The 17712-nt window shown below is 35.9% G+C and carries 14 protein-coding genes; 13 read left to right on the top strand and 1 reads right to left on the bottom strand.

Annotated elements, in window-relative coordinates; genetic code table 11:
• Positions 1-171: 171 nt before the first annotated feature.
• From GF867_RS12070 to GF867_RS12085, 4 genes are all read left to right on the top strand, one after another.
• Positions 172-882, top strand: coding sequence for a hypothetical protein (locus tag GF867_RS12070; protein ID WP_153833349.1), 711 nt, complete (start codon positions 172-174; stop codon positions 880-882).
• A 37-nt stretch (positions 883-919) separates the two neighbouring features.
• Positions 920-2749, top strand: a complete 1830-nt coding sequence (locus GF867_RS12075; RefSeq protein ID WP_153833350.1) for a serine hydrolase — start codon at positions 920-922, stop codon at positions 2747-2749.
• Between the two features lie 653 nt (positions 2750-3402).
• Positions 3403-3891: an Lrp/AsnC family transcriptional regulator gene (locus GF867_RS12080; protein ID WP_153833351.1), complete on the top strand. Its 489-nt coding sequence runs from the start codon at positions 3403-3405 to the stop codon at positions 3889-3891.
• Positions 3888-5069, top strand: a complete 1182-nt coding sequence (locus GF867_RS12085) for a pyridoxal phosphate-dependent aminotransferase (RefSeq protein WP_153833352.1) — start codon at positions 3888-3890, stop codon at positions 5067-5069. Before GF867_RS12080 ends, GF867_RS12085 begins: the two co-directional genes overlap by 4 nt.
• 537 nt (positions 5070-5606) lie before the next feature.
• Here the strand turns inward: GF867_RS12085 and GF867_RS12090 are convergent.
• Positions 5607-5894, bottom strand: coding sequence for an ArsR/SmtB family transcription factor (locus tag GF867_RS12090; protein WP_153833353.1), 288 nt, complete (start codon positions 5892-5894; stop codon positions 5607-5609).
• A gap of 290 nt (positions 5895-6184) precedes the next feature.
• Between GF867_RS12090 and pepF the strand changes: the two genes are divergently transcribed.
• From pepF to GF867_RS12145, 9 genes are all read left to right on the top strand, one after another.
• Entirely contained in the window at positions 6185-7984 is a 1800-nt protein-coding gene (pepF, locus tag GF867_RS12095; RefSeq protein ID WP_153833354.1) for an oligoendopeptidase F, read from the top strand.
• A 218-nt stretch (positions 7985-8202) separates the two neighbouring features.
• A complete protein-coding gene (locus GF867_RS13875) occupies positions 8203-9339 on the top strand; it encodes a 3D domain-containing protein (RefSeq protein ID WP_216650298.1) in 1137 nt (378 codons plus the stop codon).
• Between the two features lie 481 nt (positions 9340-9820).
• Positions 9821-11182 carry an MBL fold metallo-hydrolase gene (locus tag GF867_RS12115; protein WP_153833355.1) on the top strand — a complete coding sequence of 454 codons (1362 nt, stop codon included), beginning with the start codon at positions 9821-9823 and terminating at the stop codon, positions 11180-11182.
• A gap of 10 nt (positions 11183-11192) precedes the next feature.
• Positions 11193-12740 (top strand): bifunctional metallophosphatase/5'-nucleotidase, encoded by a 1548-nt coding sequence (locus GF867_RS12120; protein WP_153833356.1) that lies wholly within the window; start codon positions 11193-11195, stop codon positions 12738-12740.
• A gap of 108 nt (positions 12741-12848) precedes the next feature.
• On the top strand, positions 12849-13178 hold the full coding sequence (locus tag GF867_RS12125; protein ID WP_172974026.1) for a DUF896 domain-containing protein: 330 nt from the start codon (positions 12849-12851) through the stop codon (positions 13176-13178).
• Between the two features lie 234 nt (positions 13179-13412).
• Complete coding sequence (locus tag GF867_RS12130) at positions 13413-14450, top strand: ABC transporter ATP-binding protein (protein ID WP_153833358.1); 1038 nt, start codon at positions 13413-13415, stop codon at positions 14448-14450.
• Positions 14443-15339, top strand: coding sequence for a carbohydrate ABC transporter permease (locus GF867_RS12135; protein ID WP_153833359.1), 897 nt, complete (start codon positions 14443-14445; stop codon positions 15337-15339). The genes GF867_RS12130 and GF867_RS12135 overlap by 8 nt, the downstream gene beginning before the upstream one ends.
• Positions 15340-15345: 6 nt before the next feature.
• Complete coding sequence (locus GF867_RS12140) at positions 15346-16167, top strand: carbohydrate ABC transporter permease (protein ID WP_153833360.1); 822 nt, start codon at positions 15346-15348, stop codon at positions 16165-16167.
• A gap of 44 nt (positions 16168-16211) precedes the next feature.
• Positions 16212-17486, top strand: coding sequence for an ABC transporter substrate-binding protein (locus GF867_RS12145; RefSeq protein WP_153833361.1), 1275 nt, complete (start codon positions 16212-16214; stop codon positions 17484-17486).
• Positions 17487-17712 lie beyond the last annotated feature (226 nt).

The raw sequence follows: 17712 nt of genomic DNA on the forward strand, positions 1-17712 counted from the left end.
ATTTTAAAGTAGACGTTTAGTCTACTTTTTATTTTGCCAAAATATGACCATGAAAAGTCTATGAATATTTTGTTAATATTGGGTAGAAAACCAGATTAGTCAGTAAATAGGCTTGTTTAAACGGTTAAAATTCTTTAATATGGTAATTGTTAATTAGAAAGGGTGCGAAGCATGAAAAGTATTGTAGAATATTATACACCAACAAAAGAAATCCCCGTTCCGGATCACTATTTCGAAATAGAAATTAAATCTTGGGATGAGGTTATCCAACCATTATTAGAAGAAGTTGCGAATCGTTATGGCGAAAGCGATGCAAGTGATGATATGATCGAGGCTTTAGGTTTAGCTGGCGTAACGACTGTGCCAGATTTTAAGCAATACGCGAAAGAATATTATGAAAGTGAATATATTTCATTTGCTTTCTATAATAAGTTAATGCCTTACATATTGGCTTTCTACGGAGAAACGACGGAAGTTGTCATTAATGCTGCTGAAAGAGATGAATATGTAGCAGAGTACTTAGAACAAATTGAAGCCTTTGCTGATGAGGAAGGTTTGCCTGTGAATGACTATGCACAATTAAAGCTAGGCTTACGTGGTGATATTGATACTGTTTTAAAAGAACGTGCAGTGGAAGACTATATCTTCAAATTAATTGCACATCATATCTTTAAAGAAAAGGGACATGAATTGGATGAACTTACGTATGAAAGATTTATCCAACAAAACGTCTTACAAAGTGGCGCCGATGAAATTGATTTACGTGGCCGTTATCCATATGAAGTATTTAAAAAAATTATGCCAGAAATGTCATATAGTACAGAACTATTTGAATTCTTTAAGCCGAAGTTTAAGTTTAAAATAACAGGTTCAGAGGCTTAATCATTGAAAGAAAACTGTGCATGAAGGAGAACAAGATATGTCGAGAAAAACCAAGCTAATAATTGGCGGTGTAGCAGGAGGCATTGTAACTGCATGCTTACTTTTATACTTATTTTTTCAACCTAACATTCATCAAGCTTACAATAGCTGGTTAGATAATTATCAAACAACTAAATTAATGAAAGAAACAAATTATTACGAACAAACTCCGATTTACCAAACGCGTCCAATTACCTTGGATCCGACGGAAAGAATTCTAATTGAATCATTGCGTTTAGAAGGGCCAAACTTATCCGTAGGGAATCGTGATGGTGATCCATTAATGGAAACCTTAGTTAAGGAAAAAGTAGTAGAAAATTTACCATGGTTCTATTACAGTCCTAATGTAAAAGAAGTTTCACCAACTTCATTGGTTCAAAAAAATCGTTTATTAGAAAGAGAAAACTTAAATGGTTTTGCTTGGTATTGGGTAGATGGTTCAGAAAGATTGTTTCAATTTGATGAACCCTATACCGGTTGGCATGCAACAGTATTTGATGGCTGGTATTACTATAATGATGGAATTGTTCAACCAGAGCTAGGGATATCATCAATAGAAGCAGCTGAGATACTTAGCTTCCGTAGCCATATATCATCTTTAATACCTATTAATGAATATCGTCCGTTCTTTATTGAGGATCCCGAAGAATTTTCTACAATGGTTGAAAGTCGTACAATTCAGTATAGTATTCTATATAAAGCACAAGATCAAATCGTCTTGACCTCTCCACCTGGGACTTATGGTTCAAGGTTTTTAACCAACACGCAATCATTTGAAGATATGCCGATGGAAGTTGTCGAAGAAGTTTCAACGCTAGAAGGCGATTGGCTACACGTGATGATTGGTTATGAAGATTTAGGTTGGATCAAAAAAGATGAAACATTTACGAATTATGTTTTAACCTATTATAGTGAACAAGAATTACTGGATACAATTGAGGCTGTCTTGTATGAAGAATTAGGGAATATTAGCGCTAATGCGGGGGCGTCATTTGTTAATAATGAAACAATGAGTCAGGTGAGCGCAAATAATCAAGCATTTTTCCCTGCAAGTACTCAGAAAATATATGTCTTAGCTGAATTGTATCATCAGTATAGCACTGGAGAATTAGATCCGGATCAATATATTGAAATGACATGGGAAGATCAGGTGCCTGGAGCGGGAATTATCCAGGCTTACCCGTCCGGTTCAATGTTCACTTTAGATGAGTTGGTAGATTTAGTAGCGATTTATAGTGATAATACCGCTGCTAACCTATTGATTGATGCGGTTGGAGGCGGAGAAGTTATTACACCTCATATGCATCAATTGGGCTTCTATGACACGTATGTGGATGGAAAATATTATAATACACGTGATGGTTATTTCTACACTACACCAGCTGATGCGGCGAGAATGTTTGCTTTATTATACAATAATCGCATTAATGGTGAGCCTTGGGACGAAATGTATATTGAAAAGTTGTATCAAAACTCACATAATTTTCTGCGTCAATTTATTCCATATACAACAACTGGTTGGAATAAATCTGGCTTAGGAGCTACTGAACAAAATGATGTGGCAACATTTGTGACGCCATATGGTTCTTATAGTTTGGCTGTATACACGGATGATCCTTGGAATTATAGTGCTGTAGGGACACAAATGGGGAATTTATCATTGAGAATCCATGAGGTGTTCAATGAATTAAGATTACAATTGTGGGTTACAGTTGAAGATGAATCTTCTTATTTCGAACCCGTTGAAAGTCTTGAGTTGGATGAATGGACTGAAGATTCAGAAGCATGGGAAGAAGAGTGGACCGAAGAAGTTTGGTCCGAAGAATAGTTGAATAAATGATGAGTAAGCTGCCTTGAATTAGGGCAGCTTTTTTTCTGTAACAGAGCTTTTAGTATTATGTTGCTTTTCCAATTTTTACTTCGCTCAGCTTATTGTTTTGCCAAGGCGTTGGTCGCTTTCAAAGCTTAATCAGCTAGGCTCTGTCTACTTCGCTATGCTCATAGTCAGAGCAGCTGCGCCGATTGCCCTTTATACCTCTTTAGAAAAAAAGTTGCTGAGCTACGTTAAGTATTCCAACAAAAGTAAAGCGATATAATTAAATAAAACTGCTAAACGGAATTTAAAGTCCTCGAAAAAAGTCCGAGTTTTTTTGTTTATGAGAGATTATATGTTAATGCTGATTGGCCGCCATTTCAACAGAGCTTTCTTTTGACATTTAAAAAAAGAATACCTACTAATGTATTCAATCAAAATTGCTCCAATTTTATGGAAGACGATTGAGAATCGTATTTGGTAAACTATTTAGAACTTGTCATTAATAAGTCATCTGTTAGTGAAAAGTAATTTATCCAGTGCGTATAGCAGAAGAGTATGTTAACAATTACATTTGGTGATTAATTAAAATTTTGCTAAGTGTATTCTATTCGATAAGCTTCTGATATAATGGAAATCAAAGAAAAAAGATGAAAGAAGTGGTGAGAATGGATCATTCAGAAGATATTTTAAAACTGCTTGAAACAGATAGTCGTTTAACGTCGAAAGAAGTAGCTATATTATTGAATCTCGATGAGAAATTAGTTGCTGAGACCATTAAACAATTAGAAGATGAGAAAATTATTGCCGGTTACCATACAATTATAAACTGGGAAAAAACGGATGACGAATATGTATCCGCGATGATTGAAGTGCGTGTGACACCTCAAAGAGGTCAAGGTTTTGACCGAATCGCTGAGAAAATTTACCAATTTCCTGAAGTAAAAGCCATGCATTTAATTTCTGGTGGTTACGACTACTTAGTTGAATTAAAGAAAGCACCAATGCGACAAATTGCGAATTTTGTATCGTCACGTTTGTCGGTAATTGATGAAGTCCAATCGACCGCAACTCACGTTGTATTAAAACGCTATAAAGATCACAATACAATCTTTGTAAAAGATGATGAGGATAAACGGATGGTGGTTAGTCCATGAGATCTTTCATAAATAAGAAAGTTCAAACGATTAAACCTTCAGGTATCCGTAAATTTTTCGATATCGCGAGTGAAATGGAAGATGTTATTTCCTTAGGTGTAGGTGAACCAGATTTCGATACACCATGGCATATCCGCGATGAAGGAATTTATGCGCTACAAAAAGGTCAAACTTTTTATACATCCAATGCGGGTCTAATGGAATTGAGAAAAGCAATTACGGAAACCCTCTCTGCAAAATATGACCTCAATTACAGTCCCGAAAAAGAAGTATTAGTAACGGTCGGGGGAAGTGAAGCAATTGATTTAGCTTTACGAGCAACCCTGGATCCAGGTGATGAGGTTATCTTTACTGAACCAAGTTATGTGTCTTATTTGCCTTGTATTCAGTTAGCAGATGGCGTTCCGGTCGCTATTCCATTAAAAGAAGAAAATGAATTCCGTTTGACAGCTGAAGAATTACGAGCAGCTATTACACCGAAATCGAAAGTTTTGATTCTATCTTTCCCTAATAATCCAACTGGAGCAATCATGTTAAAAGAGGATTTAGAAGCCATTGCGGAAATAGTTTTAGAACATGACTTAATGGTGATCACGGATGAAATTTATGCTGAACTTACTTATTATGATGAAGCTAAACATTTTTCGATTGCTGCTTTACCTGGCATGCTAGAAAGAACGGTTTATATCAATGGTTTTTCTAAAGCTTATGCGATGACTGGTTGGCGACTAGGTTATTGTTGTGGTCCTGAAGAAATTATGCGAGAAATGATAAAAATCCATCAGTTTGCGATTATGGCTGCACCAACAACGAGTCAATATGCGGGAATCACAGCCTTAAGAAATGGTGATGCTGATGTTGAAGCGATGCGCGAAAGTTATAATCAACGTCGACGTTTTCTAATGCATGAGTTGGAGCGAATAGGTTTACCATGCTTTGAACCGTTTGGAGCTTTCTATGTATTTCCTAATATATCAGAGTTTGGGCTATCATCTGAAGAATTTGCGATGCAATTAATTCAGAGTCAAAAAGTAGCAGTTGTACCTGGCACAGCCTTTGGTGAATCGGGTGAAGGATTTATACGTATCTCTTACGCATATTCAATCCAAGAACTAAAAGTCGCTTTCCAACGTTTAGAACTTTTCGTCGAAGAGCTACGCGCTCGTAAGCAAGTATAAACTAATTCAAAGTCGTCTCGAAAGTGAGACGGCTTCTTTTTTATAATATATGGTTCTCTAAGTTTTATGCTGACTTACCAAGCTTTGTACTTCATTCAACTTATTGTTTTCCAATGTGGTGGTCGCTTCCAAAGCCTTCATTATCGTTCGTGCTTTTCCAACTCAATCGGCTAGGCTCTGTCTACTTCGCTATGCTCACAGCCAGAGCAAGCTGCGCCGATTGCCCTTAGTACCGCTTTGGTAAACAAGTCGACGATCTACGCTAAGTATTCAACAGAAGTTATATCGTATTTTCATGTTAAAATTGCTAAATGAAGTTTAAAGGGCTCATACTCATCCAAAGTATAATTATTTTAATAAAAGAAACTATAAGAAAAACTTATAATTTATAATTATATTAAATAAATAAAGTTTTACCTAGTTCAAATATTTAATTTTTTCTGTCAATTTAATTGTTATAATTTATAATTAATTCGGTGAGAATAAATAAAGCCTCAAACCTTCTAAATTAAGGTTTGAGACTTTTGACGGTAGTTATTAGGCCATTAAGTTTTTAATCACTTTATTAGCGATTTCATTAGATAATGTGTAGAAAATCTTAGTTCCTTCGCGATCAGCTTCAACGATTCCAGATTCACGCATTTTACTGATGTGTTGAGACACAGTTGATTGCGGTAATTCCAGAGCCTCTTGAATTGCACCCACGTTTAACACTTTGTTTCGGTATAGTGTTAAAGCAATCGAAAATCTGATTGGGTGAGCTAAAAGTTTTAAGACATCGACGTACTCTTTTATTTCTGGTGATTTAACGTCAATTTTTTGCATAGTGAGAGAGCCCCCTTCTTAATAAAATATTTTTGCTCTACTAGGAATATATTCTATCATACTTTTGAAATGAAATTAACTAAAATGCATTAATATATGAAAATAATAAGAAACATTTCTGAAATCTTTAGTAATAATATAAATATTACATATTTAAACATATTATTAAGATGAAACATTAAAAAAGTAGACGTTTTTATGATAAACCCGTAAGATAGTAGTATAGTTTTTTTATTAATACTATGCAATTATTTAGATTTTACAATTAATTTACAGGGAGATAACAAAACATGACACAACAATTACCATTAAGACATGAGTTACCAGTAGAAGAAACATGGCAATTAGAATTATTGTTTGATTCTCAAGAAACTTACGAAGAAGCATTAGGAAAATTTAAACTTCAACTTACTCAATTTGTTGAAACTTACAATGGAAAATTAGCTGAAGAAGAAGTGTTATTAGCTTCACTAAAAGATTATGGTGATTTGTACCAACAACTTTATCATTTGTCAGCGTATGCATCTTTAGCTTATGAAACAGATAAATTAAACGAAACATTTGAAATTAACATGAGCCAAATGGAAGATTTGTATGAGTGGCAAGCTAAGCAACTAACATTCTATAAACATCAATTAGTTGAACTAGATAGTGCAGTTCTTGAAGCAGTTAGCAATTCAGAAGCCGGTGCTGAATATAAAGCATATTTAGAAGATTTATTACGTAAGAAAGAAACGTTTCTATCACAAGAAGTAGAAGAAGTCTTAAGTGGCTTAGATAATTCAATTTTCAATCAGTATCGTCAGTATTTAACAATGAAATTACAAGATATGACCTTTGATAATTTTGAAGTAGAGGGTAAAACATATGCGAATAGCTTTAATGGATTCGAGGGAGATTATGAAGTTCACCCAAATTCGGAAGTACGTAAAAAAGCTTGGGCATCTTTCCACGACGGTTTAAGACGCTTTGAGAATAGTGCGGCAGTAAACTATATTAATTATGTTCAGACTCAAAAGAAAATGGCTAGCTTAAGAGGATTTGATACAACGATTGATTACTTATTGTTTGATCAAAAGGTTTCAAACGAAGCGTATAATCGTCAAATTGATATCATTATGAGTGAGTTTGCGCCAGTTATGCGTCGCTATGCAAGAATGTTAGCGCAAGAGCACGGAGTAGAAAAAGTCAGTTTAGCTGATATTAAAATGTCATTTTCAACAGCTGAAGCAGCAACCATTTCAATTGCGGATAGCCGTGAAATGATTGAAGAGGCATTAAGTGTTTTAGGTGAAGAATATAGTGACATTGTTAAAACAGCCTTTGAAGAACGTTGGATTGACTACCCGATGAATCAAACAAAATCAACTGGCGGTTTCTGTTCAACCATTTATAACGGACCTTCTTATATTTTGTTAAATTGGACAGGCTTAATGAGTGAAGTTTTAGTATTGGCTCACGAACTAGGACATGCTGGACACTTCCAATTAACGAATCGCAACCAGAATATTTTAACACCTGAAGCTAGTCTTTACTTTATTGAAGCACCTTCAACGGCGAATGAAGTGATTATGTGTCAATATTTATTAAATCAACCTATTTCTAATGAACAAAAACGAATTCTAATCGGAGAGTTTATTTCAAGAACTTACTTCCATAATATGGTGACACATTTATTAGAAGCTGATTTCCAACGTAAAGTATATCTTGCAATTGAAAAAGGCGATGTATTAAACGCATCACGTTTAAATGCTTTCTTCAAGGAAACTCTACAGACATTCTGGGGTGAAGACGTAGAAATAAATGATGGTGCAGAGTTAACTTGGATGCGTCAACCACATTACTTTATTGGGCTTTACTCTTATACATATTCAGCAGGTTTGACAATCGGTACACAAATCGGTCAAAGAATTGCGAATCGTGAAGAAGCAGCGATTGAATCATGGTTAGAAGTGTTACGTGCTGGCGGTACGCTTAACCCAATTGAATTAGCAGCAAAAGCTGGTGTTTCGATGAAAGATGGCGAAGCACTAAGAACAGCAATTTCCTTTGTAGATGGCCTTTTAGATCAAATGGAAGCATTAAAATAGTAGGTTTATTTCAATTGTGTAACAAAAATTTCAAAATCATCCGTACGCGTACGTATTTTACAATATTGTAACAAAATGACTAAACAGAGTTAAAGCTAGTTAACAACTAGCTTGAAACTCTGTTTTTTTGTTGGTGACTGGGTTAAGATACATTATGCAAGAAAAGCAATGCTCTATTTTTTTATAAGAGTACGCATTTATAAGGAGAATCTAATTCTATGAAAAAAACATTAAGGTTAGCAGTTGCCGCTTTTTCATTATCAGCAACAATTGCACCATTATCCACAGTGAAAGTAAGCGCGTTTGAATCGACAATCTTTAGTGCTAGTGTTGGCAGCTGGAGAAGTCGTTCGGTTGAAGAAGTTCAATCTTCAGTGAATGAAGTGGTAGCGTCTGGAAATCAAATTTATACTATTCAATGGGGAGATACTTTAGGAACAATTTCTGCAGCAACTGGCATCTCAGTTAATGACTTAGCATCAATTAACCAAATCGCCAATCCAGATTTAATTATTGCTGGATCAGTTTTATACTTTGATGCATTAAACCACACTTTAACTTATACTGAGCCTAATGGTGAAGAAGTTACAGTAGCTGCCGAAGAAACATTAGTTGAAGATACAATTGTTGAAGATACAATTGTTGAAGATGGCTATTTAATTGAAGAAATTGCTGAGTGGGAATTAGAAGGCTCAAATGAATATGTAGCTGAAGAAGAAGCAGCACGTTTAGCTGAAGAAGAAGCAGCACGTTTAGCAGCTGAAGAAGAAGCAGCAAATTTAGCGGCTGAAGAAGAAGCAGCACGTTTAGCAGCTGAAGAAGAAGCAGCACGTTTAGCAGCTGAAGAAGAAGCGGCACGATTAGCAGCTGAAGAAGAAGCAGCACGTTTAGCAGCAGAAGAAGAAGCAGCACGTTTAGCAGCAGAAGAAGAAGCAGCACGTTTAGCAGCAGAAGAAGAAGCAGCACGTTTAGCAGCAGAAGAAGAAGCAGCACGTTTAGCAGCAGAAGAAGAAGCAGCGCGTTTAGCAGCTGAAGAAGAAGCGGCTAACTCAACGGATCCAACAGTATACGGGACAGCAATTACAGTTGAAGCAACAGCCTATTCAAGAAATGAAGCTGGTCTAGGAAACTTTACGGCTGATGGTACAGACTTACGTAATGAATCAAATGTTATTGCTGTAGATCCATCAGTAATACCATTAGGAACAACTGTTTATATTCCTGGTTGGGGTTATTACCGTGCAGCTGATACTGGTGGCGCGATTGTAGGCAATAAAATCGATGTTCATTTTGAAAACGTAGCAGATACTTACCAATTTGGTCGTCAATCAATCACAATCTACATTGTAGATTAAGCCAAAAAATTAAATAAATTCGAGCTGGGCATTGGCCTAGCTCTTTTTTTATTATAAGGGAATATTAAATTTATATTGATTTACCAAGCTTTGTACTTCGCTAAACTTATTTGTTTCCAAGGCGGTGATCGCTTTCAAAGCCTCACTGACGTTCGAGCTTTTCCAGTTCAATTGACTATTTACTATCATAATACATTTCAATGTTCGACCTCGTGAAATGAGTTTATGCATTGAAACTTTTGAGAAACAGTCTTGAGACTATTTGTGGTTACTTTCATGTTTATATTGTGTAATCTGTTGTTATTACAGCTAAACATGAGATAACTAGAGAATCATGCGTATAACACTGATTTTCAAAAAACATTTGAGGCCCCTTAAAAATATTATGGATTAGTATGCTGAGGTAATCTTTATTTCAATATTTCGCAATGAATGCTAGAATAAGCAATGAAAACTTTACGATGATGAGGAGACATGTTAAATGACAGCACAAACTAAGTTAGCTTTCTGGGGTGGTCTGGATACAATTGGAGGCAATATTATTAGTATCCAATATGAGGACTATCGAATCATTACAGATTTTGGCGCTTTAGCAGGCGTCAATATTATGGATTTACTTAGTAAAGAAACAACAAGTAATCTATTAGAAGAAAATAAATTACCAAAGATTGAAGGCTTATATAATAAAGAAGCATTAAAAGATTTCCCATTGGAAGCCTATGAGGTGAGCGACATTAAAACGATTGTTTGCTTATCTCATCTTCATTTAGACCATCTAGGTGCATTTGGTCAATTACCGACAGATCTTCCAGTTTATGCACTGGAGGATACGGTAAACTTTTATTTGCAATTAGATAAAACCAACTTACTGCCTCATTACCAAGTTAATTGGCAAAAAGTGACCGCAGAAGAAATAATTGAATTTGGACCATTTAAGATTCAATTCCATAATAGTGATCATGATACAATCGGTACAGCGAGTATATTTGTTGAAGCGCCAGACTTAAAAATAATTTATTCGGGCGATTTCCGCTTAACAGGTTTCCAACCTGAAAACGTATTGGAATGGGCACGAAAAGCGAAGCAATTTGAAGCAGATTTATTCTTGGTAGAAGGTACGACCTTTAGTCATTCCGCATCTGAACCTAATCCAGTAGATGTGGCACTTGCAGAAATTACCCATTCGATTAATGCACCGAACGAGATGAAATTGATGCATTCAATTGAAACGATTGCTCAAGCAAATCCACAGCGTTTATTAGCATTTAATGGTTATCCGCAGAATATTGAGCGTTTATTGGTGCTAGCTGAGTTGATAACGACACTTGGTAGAACACTCGTAATGGATCAGACGTATTTTGAATTGATAAAACCTTATTTAACCGGATATTTGTCAGTCAAATATTTAGATTTACATCATAATAGTGAAGATTATTCAGAACATGCTGTAAGCTTAGAAATGTTACAGAATTCGCCGCAACATTATATGGTGCAGTTTGATTATGAACGTCACGAACATATCTTTACATTGCCGGCAGGTATTTATTTCCATTCAAATGGGATGCCATTAGGTAGCTATATGCCTGAATATGAGCCTTATGTTAGACGTTTTGTTGAAGCGGGTTGGGATTTTTATCATGCAAATGTTTCTGGACATGCGAGTCAAGCGGATTTGTTGTTGGTGAACTATTTAGTCCAAGCGAAGTTAGTGGTGCCTTGGCATACATTTAAACCAGCAGAGTATGGTGAAGCCATTGAAGCAATTGGCTTAAAGACGTGGTTACCAGCTTATGGAAAAGAATACAGCTCAGAAGACATTATCGCATTTCGACAAGCAGATTAGGAGTTAAGCAATGCAGAAAATTACATTTTTAATGACAAGTGATACCCATGGCTATTGGTTAAATTTACCAAATAAACCTGAACAATCTCTATTAAATACGGTTGCCACAATTAATCATATTAAAGAAAATGCAGACCATCCAATTGTCAGTATTGATTTAGGCGATTTTATTCAAGGTTCTTCGTTTGCTACATATTGTAGTCAAATTGCTGAAGATGGTAATATTTTCGCCCGTGCTGTTAATGAAATCGGCTATGATGCGCAAATTATTGGGAACCATGAATTTAACTTTGGAGCTGAATACCGCCAAGTTATCCTAGACCAAGTAAAAGCACCGATTTTATGTTGTAATATCGTTGATGCTGAAACACAAGAGCCAGCATTGGGGGAAGCTTATAAAATAATCGAAGTGGCAGGAGTCAAAATTGGAATTATCGGTACAACCACACACTATATTCCAAATTGGGAGTTGCCTCAACACTATGAAGGTTTGGCTTTTAAAGATGCTTTTGAAACAACACAATATTATGTGGAACTACTTAGACCACAAGTAGATGTATTAGTCGTTGCTTATCATGGTGGCTATGAAAAAGATTTGAATACTTGGGAGCCACTTGAAGACTTAACTGGCGAAAACCAAGGAGCAAGAATGCTGCAAGAGATACCAGAAATTGATGTGCTATTAACAGGTCATCAACATCGTTTGATTAACCAACAAGTCGGCAAGACTTGGACAGTGCAACCGGGCTATGCAGGTGAACGCGTCGCAACCGTGACGGTTTGCGTTGAAAATGGTGAAATATTAGACCTTACAGGTGAACTACACGACACAAGCAAGTATGAAGCTGAAACAAACTTTAAAGCTGTGATTGAGCCAGAACGCACGCAAGGTGAAGCTTGGTTGAATCATGTTCTAGGTGAAGCAACATTAGATGTACCAACTACTTCAGTATTTGAAGCGCGTTTAAATGGTATCCCATTTGTGGAGTTGTTGAACCAGCTTCAACTAGCAGAAACGGATGCTGATTTCAGTGCAGTTGCCTTGATTAATGATTCATTCTCGAAATTTACAGGCCCTGTAACCAATGAAGTACTATTGGAGGTATATCCTTACTATAACCGAATTGCGAAAGTTCAAGTTACAGGACAGGATTTATATGAAATCATTGAATACGATTTGGAGTATTTAGTTGTCAATGAGACCGGAGAAATTGACGTTAACCCTGAGTATGTCCATCCAAAACCACGCCACTATAATTATGATTTATTCAGTGGAGTAACAATCAAGGCAGATTTAAATCAGCCACTAGGTCAGCGAATTCAAGCTTTGATTAACGAAAAGACACAAGACCCCATTAATCATGACGCGATTTATACGTTAGCAGTTTCCCAATACCGAGCAGTAGGTGGTGGGGATTATAAAAACTACACCAAAGACAAAATACGATTCATAAGCGAAATTGACATTGCGACCAGATTACGCGAAGCGCTAGCTAACTATACACCGGAGCAATGGGCATTTATAAATGAAAACTATATTCATGTCGAATGGTTGTAAAGATAGAAAAGATGATATTCAAACTAGCATTTGACTAACTTTGATTTTTAAGGTATACTCTATATGTATTACGGATTCGTAATAACTATTCAAAAAGGAGTGATAAGTATGGATATGAAATTAATTATTCAAGGAATTAATTACTATGCAAGAAAAGAAAAAATGTACGGGTTGGATGAACGAGAAGCAGCATTACGTCAAGAATTACGTGATAACTATATAAATCTCATCCGCTTATCATTTCAAGATCAAATTGAGCATGTAAAAGTCGTCGATGAAGATGGGAATGATCTTACGCCTGCGATTATGAAAGCAATTCAAAAGGAAAAGCAAATTCACGGACGACATCTTGAAGCACAAGAAGATTTACCTACAAAAATGGAACATTTCTTGGCATCACTAGAAGATACAAATCCAGATATTGAATTAGATAACTAAAGCTAATTTGTTGATATTTTGTAGACAACTTAAATATCTTGTTAAGCACCTACAGACTGATTTTTATTCAGTTTGTGGGTGTTTTTTTTAGCGCTATAAGACGTTATGGTGTATGATGAGGAAGTGGTTAGAAAATCATGATTTTAATATTAAATTTACACAAATTTACGAAAAATTTACAAAAGTTTGTTATGATGTATTGGAATGCTCATAAAAACAGGTTGAGGTGAAGAAATGCAAGTTAGGTTTGAAGATGTAACCATGCAGTTTGAAAATAAAAAAGTATTAGATAGGATTAATTTTACTTTACCGAGTAAGGAATTAATTTCTTTTTTAGGTCCAAGTGGATGTGGAAAATCGACCACTTTATACTTAATTTCTGGTTTGCTAAATGCAACTTCTGGAAAAATTTATTTTGATGATCGTGATGTAACTAAATTAGATCCTGTAAAACGCCAAGTGGGATTGGTTTTCCAAAATTATGCACTGTATCCACATTTAACAGTTAGAGAAAACATCATGTTTCCTTTAAAAATGTCTAAAATGGCCAAAAATCTGCGTAATGAACGAGCAGAGGAAATGGCAGAGTTAACTAAAATCGCAGACCAATTGGACAAGTATCCTCGCCAATTATCAGGTGGTCAACAACAACGTGTGGCAATTAGTCGCGCTTTATCAAAATCTCCTGAAATTTTATTAATGGATGAACCTTTAAGTAACCTAGATGCGCGTTTAAGAATTGAAATGCGTGAAGAAATTCGTCGCATTCAACAAGAAACAGGCGTAACGACAGTGTTTGTTACCCATGACCAAGAAGAGGCATTAAGTATTGCAGATAACGTCATGGTACTTGAGAGCGGTGAGATTCAACAAATGACGGATCCAGTTACGCTATATCAAAAACCACGTAATTTATTTGTATCTAAATTCATTGGATCACCAATCATTAATACATTTACTAAAGATTCAGCAGCGATTAACCCTGAAGCAGCGTTATTAAGTGAGAATTGGATGACGTTAGGTATCCGTTCAGAGCACTTTGTACCAGCGACAGAAGAAAATTACTTAATCCGTTCAATTATTCAACGGATTGAAACTGTTGGAAAGGATATTACCATTCACTGTGAATGGGCTAATGAAAAATTCGTTGTATCGGACATAGAGACAGATTTAAGCGTTGGGGACACATTCTATTTAAATGTTGGTAAAGACAATTTATTGTTGTTTGATGAAAAAGAACAATTAATTGAAAGCAGGACTGAAGATGAATAAGAAACCCACTATAAAAAGTACCTTACAGGCGTTATTGTATTTAGCCCCTATGTTGTTCTTTGTTGGAGTGTTTACGATTTTTCCAATTATCAAATCGTTTGATATGAGCTTTTATCAAAATTATAATATGTTAACGGGTAATATTGATGGACGCGGTTTGGATAATTATATTGAAATCTTCAATGACCCTGACTTTTATACAGCTTTGAAGAATACAGGTATATTTATTATTGGTGTTGTGCCAGCATCAATCACTATCTCTTTACTGATTGCATTGATGTTAAATCAAATTCCATTTTTGAAGAGCTTTTTTAGAACAGTATATTTCTTACCTTTCGTGACGAGTACAGTAGCAGTTTCAGTTGTATGGAGTTGGCTATACCACTCGCGTTATGGATTAATTAACTATATTCTTGGCTTGGTGGGAATTGATGCGATTAACTGGTTAAATGATCCAAAAATGGCGTTGCCAGCAGTTATTATTATGGCGATTTGGAAAGGTCTGGGCTTTAACATCTTACTAGTAATGGTAGGCTTGGGAAATATTTCAGAAGATTACTATAAGGCAGCTAAAGTAGATGGCGCCAATGCATGGAATCGCTTCTGGAACATTACAGTACCTTTACTTAGACCAACATTATTCCTGTTATCGATTGTTGGAATGATCAATGGATCAAAAGTTTTTGATGAAGTTTACTCGCTATTTAATGGACGACCTGGACCAGCTGGTTCAGCAACCACTTTAGTTTATTATCTATTCCAGAAGTTTTATGTACAATTTGACTATGGTGTAGCAGCAGCCTCAGGAATTGTTTTATTTGGGATTGTTTTAATCATTACGATTATTCAATATGCAGGTAATTCATATTTTGAAAAAAGAGGAGGCTGATTCTAAATGAAGAATATTATGAAATTTATCGGTTTATACGGCATCTTATTTTTAGGAAGTATTCTCATGATATTACCTTTTTATTGGATGCTCGCGACGAGTTTAAAATCTGGTGGAGAAGCGATTCAAGTCCCACCAACCTGGCTGCCAGAAAATTGGCTATTTTCGAATTATTCGAAAGCCTTAGAAGCAGCCCCATTCGCCCGCTATTTTATTAATAGTGTGATTGTGACATTTACGTCAACAGCAGGCGAGTTATTTACGAGCATATTGGCAGCTTTTGCCTTTGCTAAACTAAAGTTTTGGGGTAAAGATATACTCTTTTTATGTTTGTTAGCGACAATGATGGTTCCTGGTGAGTTAATGACGATTCCAAATTTCGTTACACTAGCGAATTGGAACATGATTAATACTTATTGGGCATTAATTATTCCGTGGTTGGCAAGTATATTCTCTGTTTTTACTTTAAAACAATCTTTCCAATCCGTACCGGATGAATTGTATTATGCTGCTAAAACAGATGGTGCTAGTGACTGGCGTTTCCTTTGGGAAATGATGGTTCCACTTTCTAAGTCTTCCATCGTGGCAGTAATGATTCTGAAAGTTATTGGAAGTTGGAATTCGTTCATGTGGCCATTAATTGTCACGAACGATACAGCGTTACGTACTTTGCCAGTAGGATTACAGGCCTTTACGACAGAAGCCGGAACGAAGTTTGAATTGTTGATGGCGGCGTCGACATTGGTAGTAATTCCAATGGTAGTCATTTATTTATTGTTGCAGAAGCATATTATCCAAGGCATTTCTCGCTCAGGCTTGAAAGGCTAGTCGTTGTAGAAGTTAACATATTCTCTCAGGAGGGAAATAAATTAATGAAAAAGATTAAAGTATTAGTTGCAGCATTAGTTGCATTCTCAGTATCAAGCGTATTCGCACCTTTAGCGTCTGCACAAGAGAAAGTTCAAGTAACTTTCTGGCATGCAATGAACGGACCACATCAAGAAATGGTTACAAGCTTGGTAGAAGAGTTTAATGCTTCTCAAGATACTGTAGAAGTTGTTGAGCAAAACCAAGGTGATTACAGTACTTTACAACAATCTATCATGGCATCAGCTGCTTCAGGTAATTTACCAACGATGACTCAATTAACGTCATCAAATACACCTGACTTTAAAGATCAAGGTTTATTAATTGCTTTAGATGATTTAATGACAGATGATAATGGTTGGACAACTGATTTAGTTGATGGTATTTACCCAGGATTTATTGATGGTGTAACTTACGATGGTTCAATCTATGCTATCCCATTCTCAAAATCAGTTCGTATTATGTATGTCAACGAAGACATGTTAGCTGAAGTTGGTGCTGAAATCCCTACTACTTGGCAAGAAGTTTTAGATTTAGGTGTAGCATTAGATGAAGCTGGAATTGATAAACCTGCAATGGGTCTAGAAAACAGTATTTCAATGGAATTAGAAACAATGGCTCGTCAAAATGGCGCGGCTTGGGTTTCTCCAGATTTAACTGAAGTAGAGATTGCATCTGAAACAGCAACTGAACCTGCTCAATTTATTTATGACTTAATTGCAGCAGGACATGCACGTACTGCTGGCGAAGATGGCTTTATGTCAGGACCATTCTCTTCAGGAGAATCAGCTTTATACATCGGATCATCAGCTGGTTTATCATACGTATTACCAGGGATTGAAGAATCTGGTATTACATTAGCAACTGCTGAATTACCAGTATTTGGTGAAGGTGAACCATTAACATTGTTCGCTGGTAACGATTTAGGTGTGTTCTCTTCTGCTACAGAAGAAGAGCAAGCTGGTGCAGCTCAATTTATGGCTTTCTTATTAGAAGCTGAAAATACAGCACGTTGGGCATCAGAAACGGGTTACTTACCAATTACTGTTCAAGGTACTGAATCTGAAACATGGACAGCTTTCATAGCTGAGAATCCATTAGTTGAAGCAGCGACAGCTGAGTTACCTTACGGTATGTCACAACCAGGATATGTTGGAGCTTCTGAAGTATTCAACGAAATCGAAATGGCGATTGAAAGAATTTTATTAAGTGATGCAGACATCACAGTTGAATTCCAAGCAATTGAAGATTTAGTTAAAGGCCACTTAGGCTTAGAATAAGCATTTAAAACAACAATAAATATAATGACATTAAACGGTTCTAAAATTTTGAGTGTTGGTGAGGAAATCCTCACTGACACTCTTTTTAATTTTTTGTACAAAAAAAGCCAGTGATTTCCTTTATAATATAGTCACCACAACCATCAAAAGGAGAATTCACTTGGCATATATACATAGTATCGCAAAATTGTTCGAAATTAAAGACCCAAATATTGTATTAGAGGAT

Origin of the sequence: Fundicoccus ignavus (assembly GCF_009659375.1) — a bacterium.
Lineage (GTDB): Bacteria > Bacillota > Bacilli > Lactobacillales > Aerococcaceae > Fundicoccus > Fundicoccus ignavus.

Excerpts from the sequence above, each read along its gene's own strand:
- GF867_RS12115 (WP_153833355.1), top strand. The coding sequence starts at position 9,821 with ATGACAGCACAAACTAAGTTAGCTTTCTGGGGTGGTCTGGATACAATT.
- GF867_RS12135 (WP_153833359.1), top strand. The coding sequence starts at position 14,443 with ATGAATAAGAAACCCACTATAAAAAGTACCTTACAGGCGTTATTGTAT.
- GF867_RS12125 (WP_172974026.1), top strand. The coding sequence starts at position 12,849 with ATGGATATGAAATTAATTATTCAAGGAATTAATTACTATGCAAGAAAA.
- pepF (WP_153833354.1), top strand. The coding sequence starts at position 6,185 with ATGACACAACAATTACCATTAAGACATGAGTTACCAGTAGAAGAAACA.
- GF867_RS12085 (WP_153833352.1), top strand. The coding sequence starts at position 3,888 with ATGAGATCTTTCATAAATAAGAAAGTTCAAACGATTAAACCTTCAGGT.
- GF867_RS12140 (WP_153833360.1), top strand. The coding sequence starts at position 15,346 with ATGAAGAATATTATGAAATTTATCGGTTTATACGGCATCTTATTTTTA.
- GF867_RS12130 (WP_153833358.1), top strand. The coding sequence starts at position 13,413 with ATGCAAGTTAGGTTTGAAGATGTAACCATGCAGTTTGAAAATAAAAAA.
- GF867_RS13875 (WP_216650298.1), top strand. The coding sequence starts at position 8,203 with ATGAAAAAAACATTAAGGTTAGCAGTTGCCGCTTTTTCATTATCAGCA.
- GF867_RS12075 (WP_153833350.1), top strand. The coding sequence starts at position 920 with ATGTCGAGAAAAACCAAGCTAATAATTGGCGGTGTAGCAGGAGGCATT.
- GF867_RS12080 (WP_153833351.1), top strand. The coding sequence starts at position 3,403 with ATGGATCATTCAGAAGATATTTTAAAACTGCTTGAAACAGATAGTCGT.
- GF867_RS12090 (WP_153833353.1), bottom strand. The coding sequence starts at position 5,894 with ATGCAAAAAATTGACGTTAAATCACCAGAAATAAAAGAGTACGTCGAT.
- GF867_RS12070 (WP_153833349.1), top strand. The coding sequence starts at position 172 with ATGAAAAGTATTGTAGAATATTATACACCAACAAAAGAAATCCCCGTT.
- GF867_RS12120 (WP_153833356.1), top strand. The coding sequence starts at position 11,193 with ATGCAGAAAATTACATTTTTAATGACAAGTGATACCCATGGCTATTGG.
- GF867_RS12145 (WP_153833361.1), top strand. The coding sequence starts at position 16,212 with ATGAAAAAGATTAAAGTATTAGTTGCAGCATTAGTTGCATTCTCAGTA.